This is a genomic window from Streptomyces sp. NPDC003300, from assembly GCF_040610915.1.
GTDB lineage: Bacteria > Actinomycetota > Actinomycetes > Streptomycetales > Streptomycetaceae > Actinacidiphila.
Map to the genome: position 1 here is coordinate 214,934 of NZ_JBEXNE010000007.1, position 18,190 is coordinate 233,123.

The following is an 18,190-nucleotide window of genomic DNA, read 5'->3' on the forward strand; positions in this document are numbered from 1 at the left end:
CGCGGCTCTCAGGCCCGCGGGTCCTGGCCCGTGGAAGGGGCGGCCTGCTCGGCGGCGGACGGCTCCGCCGCACCGGCCCCGGTCGCGGGGAGCGCCGTCAGATGGGCGAGCGTGCCGGTGATCGTCAACAGCCGCTCCAGCGCGGGGGACCGGTCGTCCAGGTGGAGCCGGACACCGGCCTCGTCGGTGCGGCGGCGGATCATCAGCAGCGCCGAGAGCCCGCTGGAGTCCGTGCTGCCGAGCCCGGCGCAGTGCAGGTGCAGGTCCGCCAGGCGCGGATTGTCGGCGATCTTGTCGCTGACGACCGCCAGCAGCCGGTCGGCGTTGTCGTAGTCGAGGTCGCCGTGCAGTTCGATCCGCACGGTCGTCTCGGTGTCGACGGCCGTCAGCCGCAGATGGCTCGGGGGAATCGTGGTCATGCGGTGGTCCTGGCGGTGGTGAGTGCGGACGAGGTCAGACAGTCGGTGCCGAGCCGGAGTATCCGGACCGCGCGCGGGAAGTCCTTCAGCTCGTCGGACAGGATCCGCAGCGCGGGCGGCAGGCTGTGCGCGGGAACGCCTCGGGCGGCGAGAATCCCGGCGGTCCAGGTGAGGAAGTCCGCGAAGAGGTCCTCGTCGCCCGTGTAGAGGGCGATGGTGAGGAAGTCCACGATGTGCGCGAGGTCTTGCGCGGTGTGCTCGCGCTGGAGCTCGCTGTACGCGCGCATCGCGGGGAAGGCGGCCTCCAGCCCGCTGAAGACGGTCCGCACCAGGGCCGTACGGGCGCGCGCGACCATCGTGTACTCCTGGTCGGCCAGGTGCGGCAGATCGTCTATCGGCTGGTGCTCGGGCTGCGGGCGCGGCAGCGGGCCGCGCGCGAGGCGCTCCGCGGCCGTACGCGCGTCGGGGGCCCAGGCGTCGGCGCCCAGCAGCCGCGCGTGCCGGCCGTCCGGGCCGAAGGCGGCGCCGCCGACGAGGACCGGCACCCCGACGGCCTGGCAGGCGGTGATCGCGGCGTGCGCGGTCGGCAGCCGGGTGGCCAGCGAACTGGAGAGCGCCACCGCGTCGCACGCGGTGCGGTGCAGGTGGGTGATGAGGTGCGGGGTGGGCACCTGGGCGCCGAGGAAGTCGACGCGCCAGCCGCGCAGCTTCAGCACCTCGGCCAGGATCCGGGCGGGCAGCGCGTGCCACTCGCCCTCGACGCAGGCCACCGTGATCCTGCCCCGCCAGGGTTCGGTACGGGCGGCCGGGTGCAGGGACAGCGCCGCCACCGCCCGGTCGTTGATCGCGGTGGCGGCGTGCTCCTGGGCGACGCTCAGCCGGTTGGCCGCCCACTCCTCGCCCACCTTGCCCTGCACGGGCGCGATGACGTCGAGCAGCACGCTCTCCGCGTCCACCCCCGTGTCCAGCGCGCCGAGCACCACACCGGCCGCCGCGTGCTCGTCGCCGTGCGCGACGGCCTCCCACAGCTCCGTCACGCGCCGCCCGAGCCCCTGATCAGGTCCGGAGCGGGCTCCGGACGGCGGGGCGGGCGGCGAGGACGCGGAGTGCGACGAGGGTGCGGTCGGCTCGGTGTCGGTGCTCACGCTGTGTACCTGCCCCGAGTACGGCCGTTCACCGCACTCAGGTGGTGCGTCCGGGGCGCGGAGATCACGACGACGGCCATGTCGTCGTGACGCCCCGTGCCGACCCATTCGGCGGCGAGCATCTGGACCCGCTCCACGATTCCTTCCGCGGGCATGCCCGCGCACTCCGACAGCACGCGCCGCAGCCGCTTCTCGCCGAACAGCGCGCCGCCCAGGGGGCCGCCGCGCGCCTCGGTGATTCCGTCCGTGTACAGCACGCAGGTCTCGCCGGGCGCCAGGGACAGCGTGACGGTACGGGAGACGGCGTCGGGGATCGCGCCGACCAGGGTGCCCTTGGTGTCGGCCTGCTCCACCTCGCCGTCGGCCCGCACGATCAGCGGCGCGAGGTGTCCCGCGCTGGTCAGCCGCAGCCGCACCTGGTGCCCGTCGCGGAGCGCGGAGGCCAGGATCAGCGTCGCGAAGCGGGTGTGGTGGGAGTTCAGCAGCGCCGTGTTCAGCAGGCTGAGCATCCGCTGGTGGTCGTCGGCCATGGGCAGCAGCGCGTGCAGGGTGTTGCGGATCTTGCCGGTCAGCACGGCCGCCTCGAGGCCCTTGCCGCACACATCGCCCAGCACCGCCAGCGACGCCTCGCCCTCGGTCACCGACGGGTGCACGTCGTAGAAGTCCCCGCCGATCCGCTCGTGGTCCTGCGAGGGCCGGTAGCCGCCGGCGAAGTCCACCCCGCCGACCTGGTGCAGCGACGGCGGCAGCAGTTCCCGCATCAGGACGTCGGTGATCGCCGACTGCTCCGCGTACAGCCGGGCCGCCGACATGGCGGCGCCCGCGCGCGCGGCGAACAGCCGGGCGAAGACCTCTTCGCGTTCGGTGAAGGCGTCGGTCTCCGAGCGCCGCAGCAGGACGAGGGCGCCCGCCGACACCCCGTGCCCCGGCAGCGGGGTGATCACTATCGAACCGACCGGCCCGAAGCCCTCGGGCACCAGCCAGGAGGGGGCCGTCGCCGGGTCGAGCCAGCGCGAGGGCACCGGCGGGAAGCCGCGCAACGCCTCGCCGAGCCCCGGCACTTCGTCCGGATCGACGCCCAGGTGCGACTGCGAGGGGCTGCCGCCGCGCACACAGGAGACCACCGGCAGCCGGTTCGCCCGCGACGGGGCGATGACCATGGCGGCGTCGGCCAGGTGCTCGGCGGCCATCTGCGCGGTGACGTCCATGCACCGGTCCAGGTTGAGCGAGGAGAGCAGCAGGTTGGACGAACGGCTGAGGAATTCGGTGCGCTCGCGTTCCATGCGCAACGCCTCGCGCGCCAGCCGCCGGTCGGTGTCCTCGACCAGCCACCACACGGCGCTTCCGTCGGCCAGCACCGTCGGATGCGCCTCGAAGGTGCGCCCGCCGACCGCGCCCCAGGCCACGTCGACGTCAGCGGTCGCGGCCACGTCCCCGTCCACGTGAGCGGCCACGTCCCCGTCCACGTCAGCGGTCGCGGCCCCGTCCACGTCAGCCGTCGCGGCCCCGTCCGGGCCCGGGGAATCCTCCGTCGGCGCGTGCAGCGTTTCGTGTGCCCGCGACAGCCACGGTGGCGCCACGTCCGCGAGCGCCACCCCTTTCCCGGCCCCCGGCAGCAGAATCCCCGCCGCCTCGTTCGCGAGTATCAGCCTGCCGTCGGCCTCGACCACGAGCACCGGGTAGGGCGCCAGCAGGGGGTACGGAGTGTCGCTCCTCGAAACGCTCACCGGTGCGTCCGCACCGGCTGCCGTCGTGACGGAACCAACCACACATTCAGGATCCGCTGAGCGAATCCCTCACCTCATCGACTAGGGGACAGTTGCGTACGGCGACCAGAAGACCGTTGCCGTCCAGCAACCATCCCGTACTTCCCCGCGGCCCCGCAACCAGCCCACCGGAGCGTGGCCGACCGGTCACAGGGCCTCGCGCCACGCCGCCAGTTCCCGCGCGCTGTCGAACCGCAGCGCCCGTCCGGTCACCGGATCGGTGAATTCCAGCGCCCGCGCGAGCAGTTGCAGCGGCCGGGTGAAGTCCTCCCGGCCGCCCTCCGAATCGGGCTCCGGCAGCACCCGCGGATACACCGGGTCGTACAGTAGCGGCAGGCCGAGCGCGCTCATGTGCAGCCGCAACTGGTGGGTACGGCCCGTCGCGGGCAGCAGCCGGTAGCGGCCCCGCGCACCGCGCCGCTCCAGCAGTTCGACCCGGCTCTCCGCGTTCGGCGGCCCCGGCTCCTCCCACGCCGCGATCCGCCCGCGCTCCTTCACGATCCGGCTCCGTACCGTCCTCGGCAGCTCCACCCGCGGGTCGTACGCGGCGACCGCCTCGTACTCCTTGCGCACCCGCCGGTCCCGGAAGAGCGTCTGGTACGCGCCCCGGTCCCCGGGGCGGACCACGAACAGCACCAGGCCCGCCGTCAGCCGGTCGAGCCGGTGCGCGGGCGACAGTTCGGGCAGCCCGCAGTCGCGCCGCAGCCGCGCCAGGGCGGTGTCCGTCACGTGCCGCCCGCGCGGGGTCGTCGCCAGGAAGTGCGGCTTGTCCGCCACCACGATCCGCTCGTCGCGGTACACCACCCTCACCTCGAACGGCACGGCCGTCTCCGGTGCCACATCGCGGTGGAACCATACGTACGCGCCCGCCTCGTACGCCGTCCCCGCCGTCACCGGACCGCCGTCCGCGGTCACGAAACGCCCCTCGGCCAGCATCGCCCCGACGCGCTCCGCGCCCACCGCCCCCGCGTACCGCTCCAGCAGATACGCCGCCACCGTCGGCGGCTCCCCGCCCCCGCCGGGCAGCCGCAGCCGCACCGGGTCCACGCCGTCCCGCTGCGCCAACGGCGACGGCGGCGCCTTGCGCCCGCCCCTGCGTGCCATGTCCCCGCCCCCCGTCAGCGCGCGACCGGGTAGCCGATCCGCTCCAGCTCCCCCCGGCCGTCCCCCTGAATCTCCCCCGCCCCCGGATACCGCACGATCTCCAACGCGGCCGACGCCCGGCACACATCCCGCAGCCCCGCGATGGACGGCAGCCCTCGAGCGACGTCATGGATCGTCACACGCTCAGTCATGCCCCATCCCTATCAAGATCCCTATCAAGCCGCACTGACATTCCCCCGCACACCTCGCACACCCGCACCGTCCCTCGCGTGTCACAGGCGTCCGCGCTGTCCCGTCCCGTGAGGGAGAGCCCCGCGATGAGCCGGGGACGACCGGAACGCGAGGACGGTGGCGGTCATGCGGGTGTTCGTGGCAGGCGGGAGCGGGGTACTGGGGCGGCGGCTGGTGCCGCTGCTCGTGGACGGGGGCCACCAGGTGACGGCCACCACGACGAGCGCGGCCAAACTGGACTCGCTGAAGGCGCTGGGCGCCGACGGCGTCGTGATGGACGGCCTGGACGCGGCGTCGGTCGGCGAGGCGGTGGCCACGGCGCGGCCGGACGTCATCGTGCACCAGATGACGGCGATCGCCACCGCGCACGCGGGCAAGCCCGACCTCAAGCACATGGACCGCTGGTTCGCCCCCACCATCCGGCTCCGCACCGAAGGCACCGACCACCTGCTGGCGGCGGCCCAGGCGACCGGCGTGCGCCACGTCGTCGCCCAGGGCTACGCCTCCTGGAACGGCGTCCGCGAGGGCGGCTGGGTCAAGACGGAACAGGACCCGCTCGACCTGATGGAGGGGACGGCGGCGCAGGCGGGGATGCGGGCGATCCGGCACGTCGAGGACGTGGTGGCGGACTTCGGCGGCGCGGTCATGCGCTACGGCAGTTTCTACGGCCCCGGCGTCACCGACGACATGGTCGAACTCCTGCGCAAGCGGCAGCTCCCGCTCGTCGGCGCCGGCGCGGGCCACACCTCGTGGATCCACCTGGACGACGCGGCGAGCGCCACCGCCCTGGCCGTCGAGCGGCGCGCGACCGGCCTGTTCAACGTCGTCGACGACGAACCGGCGCCGGCCGCCGAGTGGCTGCCGTATCTGGCCCGGTGCGCGGGCGCGAAACGGCCGATGCGGGTGCCCGCGTGGCTGGCCCGTTTGCTGGCCGGGGAGGTGGCGGTGACGATGATGACCGAGGGCCGCGGCTTCTCCAATGCCAAGGCCCGGCGGGAACTGGGCTGGGAGCCGCGCTACTCGTCGTGGCGCGAGGGGTTCGAGAAGGGGCTGAAGTGACGCGGGCGGATGCGCGGCAGGGGCAGGGTTCGGCACGGTCTGACGGGGCACGGTCCGGTGCGGCGCGGGCGGGGGAGTTCGAGGACCTGCGGCCGCTGCTGTTCTCGATCGCGTACCGGATCCTGGGCAGCGTGAGCGAGGCGGAGGACGCGGTCCAGGACACCTGGCTGCGCTACGAGGCCGCCGGGACCTCGCCCGCCTCGCCCAAGGCGTATCTGTCGGCCGCCGTCACCCGCGTCTCCATCGACGTGCTGCGCTCCGCCCGCTTCCGGCGCGAGGAGTACGTGGGGGAGTGGCTGCCGGAGCCGCTGCTCGCCGACCCCTACGACGACCCGGCGCGCTCGGCGGAACTGGCCGACTCCGTCTCGACGGCCGCCCTGTTGCTGCTGGAGCGGCTCAGCCCGCTGGAGCGCGCCGTCTTCGTGCTGCGCGAGGTCTTCGGTTTCGGCTTCCCCGAGGTCGCCTCCGCCGTCGGCCGCTCCGAGGCCGCCTGCCGTCAGCTCGCGGTACGCGCCAGGCGGCACATGGACGAGGGCCGCCCGCGCTTCGAGGCCGACCGGCGGGAGCGGGAGAGGCTGGCGGGACGGTTCTTCGACGCGCTGCGCGAGGGCGACGTCGAGGCCCTGCGCGACGTGCTCGCCGCGGACGTCCAGGTCGTCGGCGACGGCGGCGGCAAGACCCCGCAGTTCGCCCGCGCCATCAGCGGCGTCGAGAACGTGACGCGCCTGCTCGCCACCACCTTCCCCTGGTTCTTCCGCATCGACGTGACCGTCGAGTCCCACGAGATCAACGGCCAGCCCGGCATGATCTTCCGCGACCGCGACCGCAAGGTGCTCAACGTGTGGACGCTGGACGTGCTCGACGGCCGGATCCAGATGATCAACTCCGTCAGCAACCCCGACAAGCTCGGCCACCTGGGCCCGGTCGGGGACGCGTGGGCGGTCTACCGCGAGTGGAACGCGGCCCGCCGCCCGTAACGCCCACCGCCCTTGCCGTCCCGTGTCCGTCGTTCCGTCTCCGCCGTCCCGTGTCCGCCGTCCCGTGTCCGTCGTCCCGCCCCCGTCGTCCCGTGTCCGCCGTCCCGCGCCGTCACTTGCGGTCCAGGTCGAGGTTCAGATCCAGGTTCAGGTTCAGGTCCAGGTCGAGACCGAGGTCGCGGCGCAGACGCGTCAGGGCGCTGCGGACACGGGACTTGGCCGTGCCCAGCGGGATGCCGAGCGTCTCCGCGACCTCCTGGTGGCTGCGCTCGGCGTAGAACGCCAGGTGGATCGCCTCCCGTTGCAGATCGGTCAGCACGCTCACCCCGCGCCGCACCGCCGCCTGCCTCATGCGCCGCTCGACGATGTCCAGGACGTTGTCGCCGGCCGGCAGCCGCGTCCTGCGGGCCGCCAGGTCCTCACTGCGCAGCAGTACGGCGTTGCGCCGGATCCAGTCGACGGCACGGCGGTGCGCGATGGTGACGACCCAGCCGCGTACGCTCCCCTGCTCCGGCCGGTACAGCGACGCCTTCGCCCACACCTCGGCCATGACGTCCTGGGCGATGTCCTCGGCTTCGGCGCGCAGCCGCACCCGCCGCTGGACCAGCGACCTGACCATGGGAAAGAGCAGCGTGTACAGCGCGGTGAACGCCTCCTGGTCGCCGCGTCCCGCCGCCAGCATGTGCTGTTCGAGGCCGTCGCTCTCCCAGCACTCCGCCTCCGGCGGCGACGGGAGACGCGTCGGACCTGCGTCCGGCATTCGGCTCACCTCCTCAGCGCCCGGTGCTGAACCGGGTGCCGTGCGGACCAAGGGGAGTTCGTGGCCCCGGTCCTCAGGTATGGCCGCTCCGCCCGATGGCCACCCGGAAAGGGGGTACGGACGTACGGATGTGCGGGCGCTCTGACGTGGCGCCCGTCGGCCGTCCGCCGGGGTCATGGGCGGAGTCGGAGGCCGGTGGCGCGCTCAGCGCCGGGTGAGGTCGCCGTAGAGGGTGTCCCAGGCGTCGTCCTGACGGCTGGCCGGTTTTCCGTCGCAATAGGGCAGCGCGTGCTGGGCCGTGTAGTAGCGGAGCATCGACAGTACGGCCATCGGGTCGCTGTTCTTGCCCGCCGTGTAGTCGCGGTCGGGCAGCGTCGCCTGGTGGACGCGGCAGGTCGGACGCGGGCTCGCGGGGCCGGTGACCAGCGCTCCCGTGTGCCGGTCGGCGGCGCAGGAGGTGAGCGCGAGCGCGAGGACGGCGGCGGTCAGGGCGGCGCCGAGGAGGGCGGCCGGGCGGGAGGCCGTACGCGGTGACGTGCGCGGTGTCATACGCGTGGCCGTGCGGGTCGTGCCGGTCATATCAGTCGTGCGAGGCGTCGTACGCGAGGGTGTGCGCATGGTTCTGTCCTTGTGGCGTCCGTGGGACAACGGGTGCGGGTGTTGTCGATCCGTCAGAGGGGCATCGCACGCAGGGCGGTTCCCACGCCCACGGCGAGAATGAGGAGCGCGGTGCCCAGAGGGGTGAGGCGACCGCTCCACGCGCCGACGGCGTGCCATCTCCCGCCGCTCAGCGCGGGGAAGCGGTCTCTGAGCGTCAGCAGGAGCAGGCCCGCGGCGGCGAGGGTGGCGGCCATGCCGAGGCCGTAGCAGACGACGAGCAGCACGCCGAACGCCGTACGGCCGAGGGCGATCGAGCCCAGCAGGACGACCAGCGCCGAGGGGCTGGGGACCAGGCCGCCCGCGATGCCGATGCCGATGAGACCGCCGCGCTTGCGGGTGCCGCCCGCGGAGTGGGAGTGGTGATGGTGGCCGTGGCCGAAGAGGCCGTGGCGGTGCGGGTGTTCGTGGGCGGTGTGATCGTCGGTGTGGTGCGAGTGGTGACCGTCGTGGCCGTGGTCGTGCTCAAGGCCGTGCTCAAGGCCGTGCTCGTGGTCGTGTTCGTGTTCGGGGGCCTCCCGTTCGTCCAGGACCGCGACCCGCGTGGTGGCGACGGTCGTGGCCGCGCTCTGCTGGGTGATGCCCTCGGCGCCCTCGGGGACCTCGACGAGCGGGCCGGACGACGGGTGCGGGTGCTGGTGCTCAGCCCCGTGTCCGTGCGCGTGTCCGTGCGCGTGTCCGTGTCCCGGTCCGTGCTCGTGGCCGTGGCCGTGGCCGTGCGAACCGTGAGCCGCGCCCCCCGCGTGCCCGTGCTCCGCCTGCCGCGCCCGGAAGACCCGGACGGCCGACGGCAGCAGCCACAGACCGGCCGCGGTGATGACGATGCCGCTGACCGTACCGAGCCAGGCCAGGACGTCCTCGCCGACGAGCGCGGAGGACACGCTGAGCGCGATGCCGAGGACGAGGACGGAGGCGGTGTGGGTCAGCGTCACCGTGCCCGCGACCGTGACGGCGTCGCGCGGACGCCCCTGACGGCCCGCCAGATACGCGGCCATGATGGTCTTGCCGTGACCGGGCAGCGCCGCGTGCCCCGCGCCCAGCACCATGGCCATCAGCACGGCGAGCAGCCCGACGGGAAGGGTGAGCCGGTCGTGGTCGGTGAGCGCGCCCAGCCGCCGGTCCAGGGCGGCGTACCAGGAGGAGGGCCAGCCGGTGCCGGGCGCGACGGCCGCGACGGCCCCGGGACCCGAGCCCAGGACGAGCCGCGTACGGCGCTGGTCCAGCGGGTCGGCGAGCAGGTCCGCCGGATACGCGCGCAGCTCGCGCGAGACCGAGACGGCAGGGACGTCCGAGGAGCCGATGCGTACGCCGTCCCCGTGCGCGGTGATCTCGTGCCAGCCGATCCGGCTGCTGTCCACGCCCGTGGCCAGCGCGATCGTGTCGCCGCGGCCGGGAGAGGCGGGCGCGGACAGCCGGCACTCCAGCCGTCCGGTGTCGAGCCCGGCCTGCCCGGGCACCAGCCGGAAGGACGCGTCCGTCAGCCCGAACCGCAGGGCCTCGGCCCGCCGCGCGCCCCCGCCGCCGCCCGCGTTCCCCGAACCGCCGGCCGCGCCCGTGTCGCCACCGAGCGTCGCGTCGATACCGCGCGCCAGGTCGGTGCAGGCGGTGTGCGCGTGGGCCGCGGCCTCCGCCGGGCTCAGGGCCCCGTCGTGGTCGGTGTCCATGGCGGCCTTGGCCTGGAGCGTGGGGATCTCGGCGGTGTCCACGACGGCGAGGTCGTCGATCCGGTCGGGGCGTACGGTCAGACCGTCGTACCGGTTGACGGTGAAGTTGCCCAGCGGGTGGGCGGAGACGGCCGGGGCGGCCAGCCACAGCAGCGAGGGCACCGCCACCAGCAGCAGGGCCGCGCCGCGCCGGGCACGGATCGGGGTCGTCATCGCTGTCCTCGCCGTCCTTGCGGTGGTTGTGCCGCCGGTTCCTTCTGATCCTTCTGAAGGGCGGTCAGCCGGGCGCGCGCGTCCGGCGCGTACAGCGGCGAGAAGGCCGGATTGGCGGCCAGGGCCCCGGCCAGGTCCGTACGCGCCGCCTCGTCGTCGCCGAGCGACTGCTCGATCACGCCCCGGTGGTAGCGCAGCAGCGCGTCGCGCCAGCCGAGCCGGTTCGCCTGCTCGGCCAGCGGCAGCGCGTCGCCGTCACGGCCCGCCCGGTGCAGCGCCCAGCTCAGCGCGTCCGCGACCAGCACACTGTGCCGCCGGTCCCACTCGGCGCTCAGCAGCTTCACCGCGAGGTCCGCGTCGCCGTGATCGGCCTGATATTGGCCGAGGTTGAGGTCGTCCACCACGCCGTTGGCCGCGAACAGCCTCTGCTCCGCCTCCAGCACCCCGTACTGCGCCCTGGCTTCCGGCGCCCGGCCCAGCGACTCCAGCAATTCGCCGAATTCCAGCACATATTGCGGCTGCGGTACCCGGTCGATCGCCGTCCGGTAGTCCGCGACCGCCTGGTCCGTCCGCCCGAGCGCCGCCTCCGCCCTGGCCGCGCCCGCCAGCGACGCGGTGTACGTCGGATCCAGCGCGAGCGCCGTCCGGTACTCCCGCAGCGCCTCGCGCGTCTTGCCGGTGTTGAAGGCCAGCTCGCCCAAGTAGTGGTGGCAGAACGCCTGGTCGGCCGCCGTCGTCGCGTCCTGGAGCGCCCGCCGCAGCGCCTGCTCCGCGTCCGCGGTGCGCCCGTGCAGCTCGAAGGTGTACGACGCCCGGGTGAACGACGCCGTCGACGGGTGCAGATCGAGCATCCGCTGCACGGCGTCCTGCGCGGCGCTGTCCTCACCCAACTGGGTGAGCGCGTCGTTGAGCGCGCCGTACGGCGCCCAGGCGTACGGGTCGTCGCTGATCGCCTTGTCCGCCCACGTCCTGGCCTGCGCGAACTGGTGCCGCGCGTTGGCCAGTCCGGCCATTCCGGTGAGCGCGGCGGTGTTGTGCCGCGGCTGGAGCGCGAGCGACTTGCGCAGCGCCGCCTCCGACTTCGGGTACAGCGTCGGATCGACGTCGAGCCGGGCCTGTTCGACGTATTCGGAGCCGAGCTGGGCCCAGGAGGAGGCGTCGTTCGGCTGTGCGCGCAGCGTGCTCTGGAGCTTGGCGACGATGGCGTCCACGCTCAACGGCGCCGCCTGCGTGCCGGAGACCGGGCCGGAGTCCGGGCCGGGACCCGTACCGGAACCTGTTCCGGAACCCGTATCGGAACTCTGGCCAGGGACCGCGTCGGACGGCGGCGGGGACGAGGCGCCGCCCGAGCGCTCCAGCGCTGCGAAGCCGGTCAGGCCCGCACAGAGCACGGCGGTGGTGGCGATCAGGGCGAGGCGGCGCATGGGGGTCTGTTTTCTCCGCTCGGGGCGAACAGGGGCTCCGGCCGGTCGGACGGGTGGGGCGGTCGGACCGGAGGAGAGGGACCCGGCGTGGGCCTGTCAGGTGCCCACGCCGGGTGGCTTGCTCAGCCGGCCTGGTTGACCGAGCCGGTGTAGGGCAGCGCGACGTACGGGAAGGTGCCGGCGAAGGGGACGCCGGGTCCGTTCACGCCGTCACCCGCGGCGAGCGCCTGGATCAGGTGGCCGGGGGTCGCGCCCTCCAGCGCCTGGATCGCGATGTCCACGACGTCGTCACCGAGGCGGCGGCCGTTGGGGTAGCCCTGGAAGTCGCCGTTCAGCACGCCGAGACGGTCCGGCTTCGCGGTGACCGGGGTGGACATGTTCAGCCGCAGCTCCTCGGCGGGGACGAACCGCTTCTTGTCGGCGTCCTGGTTCATGAGCTGCGAGTTGAGGTCCACGGCCAGCGGGCCGTTCGCCGCCTTCGCGATACCGGTCAGGAAGATCTCCTGAAGGTCCTTGCGCGGTGTCGCGGGCGCCGGGATCCCGTAGATCGACTGGATCAGCATCGGCAGCTCGGGGTTGAGCACCTTCGCCACGACCTTGGGCTGGTTGTGGTCCTGCGACGGCGGCAGCGCGTTGAACGCGTTCTTCAGACCCGCGGGCACCACCGCCTCGTTCACCAGCGGGTTGCCCAGCCGCGAGACCTGCACGTACGGGCCGCTGGCCGTCTGCTTGCCCGGGGAGAGGTTCATGGTGCGGCGCGAGGTGGTGCTCCACACGCCGATCACCGGGTTGCGCTTGGGGTTGCAGTTGAGCGCCAGCGCCGACTTCGGGACCTGGATCGCCAGGGTGTTGACGTTGTAGCCCTTGAGCGTGTTGTGCCCGGTCTCCGACAGATTCCCGCCGTACAGCAGGTCGAAGACGCGCAGGTCGAGGAAGAACGGGTCGGCGGCCTGCGAGGCCACCGTCTGACCGCCGCCGGGCAGCTTCCGCGTCGCCTGGCCGCGCAGCCGCCCGTAGTTCGGCATCGACGCCTTGCCGACGTTCGACGGCGTCGCGATGCCGTCCTTCACCAGCGTGACCGGGCGCTTGCCCGCGCGCAGTTCCTGGAGCGTGTAGTGCTGGCGGAACAGCAGCGTCTTGTCGTTGAGGTTGTTCACCACGCCGTTGTTGTACAGGAATGTCTTGTCTCCGCGCCGGTCCTCGTTGCGGAAGGTCCAGCGGTACGTGAGGTCCGCCTTGCCGGTGCCCTGGCTGTCGATATTGATGTCGTACTGGGCGTCGGTGGCGAACGGATAGAAGTTCGGCCCCCCGTTGGGCTCCTGGAACGGGTACCAGTTCGCGACCAGCGTCACCGTGTCCGACTTGTCAGGACTGGAGAACGCGTAGAGGTCGGTGTTGTCGACCTGTGGGTCCGCCGCGATCAGCGGCGCCTCGCGGTGGCTGGACGCCTGGCCGACGCCCGTACCGGGACCGGCGAGCGCCGCTCCCGCGATCGCCGTGCCGAGCGTCAGCAGCAGCGCTGCCGACTTCCACCGGCCGACGATGCCCGGTGTTCTGCGTGAACTCATGGGTGGTCTTTCTGTGGGGGTGAAGAGTCCGGCCTCGGGACCGGTCCCTGCACCCCGTTCGTCTCCAGGGGAGGTGCCGGATTGCCCGAAAGAGGTTTTTGTCCCCGATCGGGCGAATATGCGGATACGGATGCCAGGGGTGCGCCGTCCGGCTTGGCGGTGGTGCCGATGTTGACGGCGCGTCATGTCGTGCGCGGCGCACGGCGCTCCGGCTCTCCCCGGGCATACGGACATACGTATGCGATATGTCCGTATGCCCGGACGCGGAGGTACCGCCGTAAAGAGGTCATGGGCACACCCGTACCAATCCGCGCCCCCCACCGCTCCGAATGCCAGTGCGGAGGCACCCGCCTCCGGTCGCGGAGCCGACGCCATGCCGACTCCGCGGATCCGCGAGTGAAGGGCAGCACCCCCATGCGATCCACCAGCGCACGTGTCGTGACCGCGATAGCAGTCGCCGCAGTCCCGTTGGCCTTCCCGGCGGCGGCGTGGGCGGCACCGACGGACACCGACGTCCCCTGGACCACGTACCAGGCGTCGCTGGACCCGATCACCGCCAACCACGTCACGGGCAGCGGTACGGCGATGATCCAGCTCTCCGGCAACACCGCGAAGATCACCGTCACCGCGTCGGGCCTGGTCGGCGGCGGCTCCCCGCACGCCATGCACATCCACGTCGACGGCGCCGGTGTGTGTCCCAAGCCGTCCGAGGCCAAGGACCACAACGGCCACAGTTCGATCAACGTCGCCGACGCCATGAAGGACTACGGCATGATCGGCACCTCGCTCACCACCAGCGGCGACAGCACCCCCAAGAGCGCCCTGGCCGTCGACCGCTTCCCTGCCGGTTCGAGCGTCAAGTACAGCCGCACCCTCGAAGTCACCGACAACGTCGCCGCGAACCTCAAGTCCGGCAAGGCCGTCCTGGTCGTGCACGGCATCGACTACAACGGCAACGGCACGTACGACAACGTGCTCGGCGCGAGCGAACTCGACAAGACCCTGCCCGCCGAGGCTACCGACCCCGCCCTCTGCGGCGCCTTCAACGTCTCCCAGATGACCTCGATGCCCGGCGGCGGCGCGGACACCGGTGACGGCGCCACGCAGACCGGAAGCGGCATCCACACCGGCATGGTCGCGGGCGGCAGCGCCGCCGCCCTGGTCGGCCTCGGCATCGGCGGATTCGCCCTGCGCCGCAGGGGCGTCACGACCCGATGAGTGACGACGCCGCCGCCGCGCACGAGGACGGCCCGGACGACGAGACCGGCCGTACGGACGAGACCGGCCGTACGGACGACACCGTACGTACGACCGGCGACGGCCGCACCGGCCGTACCCTCCGCGCCAGCCGCACTGCCCGTGTGGGCCGCACGCGACGTACGGCGGTCATGCTCGTCGTCCTCGCGGTGGCCTGCGTCGCCGCGGGGGTCACCGCCGTACTCGCCGGGACCACCGGGGGCGGCGGCAACCCGCCGCCGCAGCCGGGCCCGGCCGTCGCGGGAAGCACACCGCGCGACGACATGTCGGGTCACGAGATGTCCGGCCACGACATGGCCGCGATGCCCGCCCCGCCGAGCGGCGCCGCCTCGGCCGAAGCGGCCGGTCCGACGCCCACCCGGCCCGGCACCCTGCCCGCGTCCAAGCCGGTCGCCCTCGACATCCCGGCCATCGGCGTCCACTCCGACCTGCTGGACCTGGGCCTCAACAAGGACGGCAGCCTGGAGGTCCCCTCCAAGCCGCTGCGCGCCGGCTGGTACCGAAACTCGCCCGCCCCCGGCCAGACCGGACCCTCCGTCATCCTCGGCCACGTCGACTCCAAGGAGACCGGCCCCGCCGTCTTCTACCGGCTCGGCGCGATGAAGCCCGAGCAGCAGATCCGCGTCACCCGCGCCGACCACAAAGTCGCCGTCTTCACCGTCGACGCCGTCCGCTCCTACGAGAAGGCCCGGTTCCCGACCCTCGATGTCTACGGCAACACCGCGGACGCCGAACTCCGCCTCATCACCTGCTCCGACTGGAACGCGCGCACTCACTCCTACGAGGGAAACACCGTGGTCTTCGCCCACCTCGCGACCTGAGAACGGCCGACGGAGACCGGGGTGTCCCCAACTTCACCCGCACGACGCCGTATTGACTTCCTCTGATCATCTGACCGCAGAGCACAACCAACCCGACGGGTCGGCTGTCGGACGGGGTGGGACACCAAGGGCGGTGTCCCACCCCGTTACGCACAGGAGGAACGTTCCTTGGTCTCCCCGCTCTCCCTCCGCACCGGGCGCCGCCGTCTCGTCGCCGCGACCGCCACCGTCCTGGCCGTCACCCTGGGCGCGGTTTCGCTGACCACCACGGCCACCGCCACCACCTCCGCCTCCGCGGGTGCGACGCGGGCGTCCGCCGCGACATCCGGGGTGAGCGGCCTGCTCCCGATGACGCCCGGCGCCACGCTGGCGTCCGCGGGCACCCAGGGCTTCTGGACGTACGTCCCGCACGACGGCGACGACGGCAAGCTCCGCTGGACCCCGTACGGGGCCGGCCCGGTCCGCGACCTGCGCTTCGACACCGCCAACGGGATCGCCGAGATCTCGGGGGACACCGTCACCACCACGAGCGACACGTCCGGGAGCCGCGTGCTGGACATGCCCACCGGCACCTCCTTCGCGCTGCGGACGGTCGACGACGGGCTGGACAGCCTCTACGGGGGCGTCGCGGGCCGGGCGCTGTTCGTCCGGGGCGCCACGAAGCTGTGGGTCGAGACCGCGGACGGGGCGAACCGCGCCGTGCAGGGCCTGCCCGAGGGGACCGACTACGGGCGGGTGCGGCCGGGCGACGCGACCCACGGCCTGGTCCCCACCGGGACCGGGGAGAGCGACCGGCGCTTCGGCCTGATCGACCTGGCCACCGCCACCCTCACCTTCCCCTACCCGCGGCAGGCGCGGAATCCGGTGATCTCCGGCAACCGCCTCGCCTGGATCGAGGACGACACCGCCGCGAACACGCTCCGGGTGGTCGTCCGCAACCGGACCACCGGCGCGGACACCGCGGTGCCCGTGCCGGGCGTGAAAGCCGGTACGGACCTGACCATCGGCCTGCTCGGCGACTGGGTGACGTACGGGACGACGGCCCTGCGTGTCGGGACCGGCGAGAAGGTCACCTTCCTCGACCGCGCCGACGCCTCGTACGCCGTCCCCGACGGCACCGCGCGAATCGTCCAGGGCAGCGACTCCGCCCAGGGCGCGGGCGTCTTCCGCGTCGCCCTCGACCCGAACGGCCGGCCGTTCGCGCGGCTCCTCGCGCACGCGGGCACCCCGACCTCCGCCCTGCACGACTTCGACAACGACGGCCTGCCCGACCTGCTGGGCCGCGACGCCTCGGGCGGGTTGTGGCGGGACAGCGCCGCCGACGGGCGCCAGCGGGCGCGGATCGGCGGCGGCTGGCAGATCTACGACAAGCTCGAGACCGTCGGCGACATCGCGGGGACGAACAGCCCCGACTACCTTCCCGAACTCGTCGCCCGCGACAAGGACGGGGTCCTGTGGCTCTACTCGGGCCGCGAGGACGGCGGTCTCACCCCGCGCGTCCGCGTCGGCGGCGGCTGGCAGACGTACACCCATCTCACCGGCGGCAGCGACCTCACCGGTGACGGCCGCCCGGATCTCGTCGCGGTCGACACGACCGGTGCCCTCTGGCTCTACCGCAGCACCGGCAGCGCGGCCCGCCCCTTCGAGCCCCGTGTGCGCGTCGGCACGGGCTGGACCGGCTACGACCAGCTCACCGCCGTCGGCGACCTCGCGGGCGGACCCGCGGGCGACCTCGTCGCCCGCGACAAGGACGGCGTGCTGTGGCTCTACCTCGGCAAGTCCGACGGCACCTTCGAGCGCCGCACCCGGATCGGCTCCGGCTGGCAGACGTACTCCCAGCTCACCAGTGCCGGCGACGTCGACCACGACGGCAAGGCCGACCTCTTCGCCTACCGGGCCGCCACCAAGACCGTCTACCTCTACTCCGGCACCGGCGACCCCGCCCGCCCCTTCGCCCCCCGCGCGATCTCCGACGCCCACACGGGCAACGCGTATAACAACATGAGCTGACCGGCCGGGTCCCCTCGGGGGCGTGCGGACTCCGTGGGGCCCCCGTGCGGTCTCCGAGCGGCCCCCGTGCCGACTTCCACGGCCAAAGAGGCCCTCCCGTTCGACAACGGGAGGGCCTCTCATGGCTGTGACCTGCTACTTCCGGTGTGCCCCAGGCAGGATTCGAACCTGCGACACCAGCTTTAGGAGAGCTGTGCTCTATCCCCTGAGCTACTGGGGCGGGGACAGGCGCCAGTGTAGCGGGTCGACGGTGGCCGGTCGGGGGCCCGGGGGCGGGGCGGAAGGCCGGTTCGTCAGCCGAGGGTCTTGAGGATCTCGGCGGCCAGGGGACCGGCGGAGGCCGGGTTCTGACCGGTGTGCAGATTGCGGTCGGTGACGGTGTGCGGCGCCCAGGGCGCGCCTTCCTGGAAGTCGGCACCGAGCTGCACGAGCCGGTCCTGGAGGAGCCAGCGGGCCTTGTCAGCGAAGCCCGCCTGGGTCTCCTCGACGTTGGTGAAGCCGGTCAGCCGGTAACCGGCGAAGGGGGAGGCGCCGCCGGGTCCCGTGGCGGTGGCGAGCAGCGCGGCGGGCGCGTGGCACACGATGCCGAGCGGCTTGCCCGAGGCGAGGGCCGCGTTGAGCAGGGCGCCGGACACGGCGTCGGCCGACAGGTCCTCCATCGGGCCGTGGCCGCCGGGGTAGAAGACCGCGTCGTAGTCGTCGAGCGAGACGTCGGACAGCTTCACGGGGTGCTGGAAGGCGGCGATCCCGGCCAGCTCGGCCGCCATCGCCGCCGCGCCCTCCTCGCCGCCGTTGAACTCGGGCGCGAGGCTTCCCCGGTCCACCGTCGGTACGACCCCGCCCGGCGTCGCGGCGACGACCTCGTGGCCCGCCTCGGTGAAGACCCGGTACGGGACCACGGCCTCCTCGGCCCAGAAGCCGGTCGGGTGCGCGCTGCCGTCGGCGAGCGTCCAGTGGGTGGCTCCGGTCAGGACGAACAGGATCCTTGCCATGGAGGTGGCTCTCTCTTCCGTGTCGCTGGGGGCGGGTGGGGCGGGCGTTTCCAACGTACGCCGAGGCGGGGGCTCGCGCCGGGTGCGGCGGGGGGCCGGGTGAGGCGGGGGGCCGGGTGCGGC

16 protein-coding genes and 1 tRNA gene are annotated in these 18,190 nt (G+C 73.1%); 5 read left to right on the top strand and 12 right to left on the bottom strand.

Annotation, left to right across the window (positions count from 1 at the left end; genetic code table 11):
• Window positions 1-8 precede the first annotated feature (8 nt).
• The 5 genes from ABZX65_RS13570 to ABZX65_RS13590 all read right to left on the bottom strand — a co-directional run bounded on the left by ABZX65_RS13570 (window position 9) and on the right by ABZX65_RS13590 (window position 4,625).
• Window positions 9-419, bottom strand: coding sequence for an STAS domain-containing protein (locus ABZX65_RS13570; RefSeq protein ID WP_355337754.1), 411 nt, complete (start codon window positions 417-419; stop codon window positions 9-11).
• Window positions 416-1,456 (bottom strand): cobalamin-dependent protein, encoded by a 1,041-nt coding sequence (locus ABZX65_RS13575; protein WP_355338070.1) that lies wholly within the window; start codon window positions 1,454-1,456, stop codon window positions 416-418. Before ABZX65_RS13575 ends, ABZX65_RS13570 begins: the two co-directional genes overlap by 4 nt.
• A gap of 104 nt (window positions 1,457-1,560) precedes the next feature.
• Window positions 1,561-3,210 (bottom strand): PP2C family protein-serine/threonine phosphatase, encoded by a 1,650-nt coding sequence (locus tag ABZX65_RS13580; protein ID WP_355338073.1) that lies wholly within the window; start codon window positions 3,208-3,210, stop codon window positions 1,561-1,563.
• A 267-nt stretch (window positions 3,211-3,477) separates the two neighbouring features.
• Window positions 3,478-4,434 carry a pseudouridine synthase gene (locus ABZX65_RS13585; protein WP_355337757.1) on the bottom strand — a complete coding sequence of 319 codons (957 nt, stop codon included), beginning with the start codon at window positions 4,432-4,434 and terminating at the stop codon, window positions 3,478-3,480.
• A gap of 14 nt (window positions 4,435-4,448) precedes the next feature.
• Entirely contained in the window at window positions 4,449-4,625 is a 177-nt protein-coding gene (locus ABZX65_RS13590) for a hypothetical protein (protein WP_355337760.1), read from the bottom strand.
• A 166-nt stretch (window positions 4,626-4,791) separates the two neighbouring features.
• On the opposite strand from ABZX65_RS13590, the gene ABZX65_RS13595 reads away from it, so the two are divergent.
• A complete protein-coding gene (locus tag ABZX65_RS13595) occupies window positions 4,792-5,724 on the top strand; it encodes an NAD(P)-dependent oxidoreductase (protein ID WP_355337763.1) in 933 nt (310 codons plus the stop codon).
• Complete coding sequence (locus ABZX65_RS13600) at window positions 5,721-6,701, top strand: RNA polymerase sigma-70 factor (RefSeq protein WP_355337766.1); 981 nt, start codon at window positions 5,721-5,723, stop codon at window positions 6,699-6,701. Before ABZX65_RS13595 ends, ABZX65_RS13600 begins: the two co-directional genes overlap by 4 nt.
• A 112-nt stretch (window positions 6,702-6,813) precedes the next feature.
• Here ABZX65_RS13600 and ABZX65_RS13605 read toward each other — a convergent pair whose 3' ends face one another.
• The 5 genes from ABZX65_RS13605 to ABZX65_RS13625 form a co-directional block, all read right to left on the bottom strand.
• Window positions 6,814-7,461: a sigma-70 family RNA polymerase sigma factor gene (locus ABZX65_RS13605; protein ID WP_355337769.1), complete on the bottom strand. Its 648-nt coding sequence runs from the start codon at window positions 7,459-7,461 to the stop codon at window positions 6,814-6,816.
• Window positions 7,462-7,665: 204 nt separating this feature from the next.
• Complete coding sequence (locus ABZX65_RS13610; protein WP_355337772.1) at window positions 7,666-8,079, bottom strand: hypothetical protein; 414 nt, start codon at window positions 8,077-8,079, stop codon at window positions 7,666-7,668.
• Between the two features lie 53 nt (window positions 8,080-8,132).
• Complete coding sequence (locus ABZX65_RS13615; RefSeq protein WP_355337775.1) at window positions 8,133-9,995, bottom strand: hypothetical protein; 1,863 nt, start codon at window positions 9,993-9,995, stop codon at window positions 8,133-8,135.
• Entirely contained in the window at window positions 9,992-11,419 is a 1,428-nt protein-coding gene (locus ABZX65_RS13620) for a tetratricopeptide repeat protein (protein WP_355337778.1), read from the bottom strand. Before ABZX65_RS13620 ends, ABZX65_RS13615 begins: the two co-directional genes overlap by 4 nt.
• A 122-nt stretch (window positions 11,420-11,541) precedes the next feature.
• Window positions 11,542-12,987: a DUF4331 domain-containing protein gene (locus tag ABZX65_RS13625; RefSeq protein WP_355337781.1), complete on the bottom strand. Its 1,446-nt coding sequence runs from the start codon at window positions 12,985-12,987 to the stop codon at window positions 11,542-11,544.
• 438 nt (window positions 12,988-13,425) lie between these two features.
• Here ABZX65_RS13625 and ABZX65_RS13630 point away from each other — a divergent pair, with 438 nt between their 5' ends.
• The 3 genes from ABZX65_RS13630 (at window position 13,426) to ABZX65_RS13640 (ending at window position 17,075) form a co-directional block, all read left to right on the top strand.
• Window positions 13,426-14,205 carry a hypothetical protein gene (locus ABZX65_RS13630; RefSeq protein WP_355337784.1) on the top strand — a complete coding sequence of 260 codons (780 nt, stop codon included), beginning with the start codon at window positions 13,426-13,428 and terminating at the stop codon, window positions 14,203-14,205.
• Entirely contained in the window at window positions 14,202-15,065 is an 864-nt protein-coding gene (locus ABZX65_RS13635; protein WP_355337787.1) for a class F sortase, read from the top strand. The genes ABZX65_RS13630 and ABZX65_RS13635 overlap by 4 nt, the downstream gene beginning before the upstream one ends.
• Before the next feature lie 168 nt (window positions 15,066-15,233).
• The gene (locus ABZX65_RS13640; RefSeq protein WP_355337790.1) at window positions 15,234-17,075 is read left to right on the top strand and encodes a VCBS repeat-containing protein; all 1,842 of its coding nucleotides are present in this window, start codon (window positions 15,234-15,236) and stop codon (window positions 17,073-17,075) included.
• 147 nt (window positions 17,076-17,222) lie between these two features.
• Here the strand turns inward: ABZX65_RS13640 and ABZX65_RS13645 are convergent.
• Window positions 17,223-17,295 (bottom strand) — tRNA-Arg (locus tag ABZX65_RS13645).
• 73 nt (window positions 17,296-17,368) lie between these two features.
• A complete protein-coding gene (locus tag ABZX65_RS13650) occupies window positions 17,369-18,067 on the bottom strand; it encodes a type 1 glutamine amidotransferase domain-containing protein (RefSeq protein ID WP_355337793.1) in 699 nt (232 codons plus the stop codon).
• Between the last annotated feature and the right edge of the window lie 123 nt (window positions 18,068-18,190).

Coding starts and splice junctions, on each gene's coding strand:
- ABZX65_RS13570 (WP_355337754.1), bottom strand. CDS start 419: ATGACCACGATTCCCCCGAGCCATCTGCGGCTGACGGCCGTCGACACC.
- ABZX65_RS13585 (WP_355337757.1), bottom strand. CDS start 4,434: ATGGCACGCAGGGGCGGGCGCAAGGCGCCGCCGTCGCCGTTGGCGCAG.
- ABZX65_RS13590 (WP_355337760.1), bottom strand. CDS start 4,625: ATGACTGAGCGTGTGACGATCCATGACGTCGCTCGAGGGCTGCCGTCC.
- ABZX65_RS13595 (WP_355337763.1), top strand. CDS start 4,792: ATGCGGGTGTTCGTGGCAGGCGGGAGCGGGGTACTGGGGCGGCGGCTG.
- ABZX65_RS13605 (WP_355337769.1), bottom strand. CDS start 7,461: ATGCCGGACGCAGGTCCGACGCGTCTCCCGTCGCCGCCGGAGGCGGAG.
- ABZX65_RS13610 (WP_355337772.1), bottom strand. CDS start 8,079: ATGCGCACACCCTCGCGTACGACGCCTCGCACGACTGATATGACCGGC.
- ABZX65_RS13615 (WP_355337775.1), bottom strand. CDS start 9,995: ATGACGACCCCGATCCGTGCCCGGCGCGGCGCGGCCCTGCTGCTGGTG.
- ABZX65_RS13620 (WP_355337778.1), bottom strand. CDS start 11,419: ATGCGCCGCCTCGCCCTGATCGCCACCACCGCCGTGCTCTGTGCGGGC.
- ABZX65_RS13625 (WP_355337781.1), bottom strand. CDS start 12,987: ATGAGTTCACGCAGAACACCGGGCATCGTCGGCCGGTGGAAGTCGGCA.
- ABZX65_RS13635 (WP_355337787.1), top strand. CDS start 14,202: ATGAGTGACGACGCCGCCGCCGCGCACGAGGACGGCCCGGACGACGAG.
- ABZX65_RS13650 (WP_355337793.1), bottom strand. CDS start 18,067: ATGGCAAGGATCCTGTTCGTCCTGACCGGAGCCACCCACTGGACGCTC.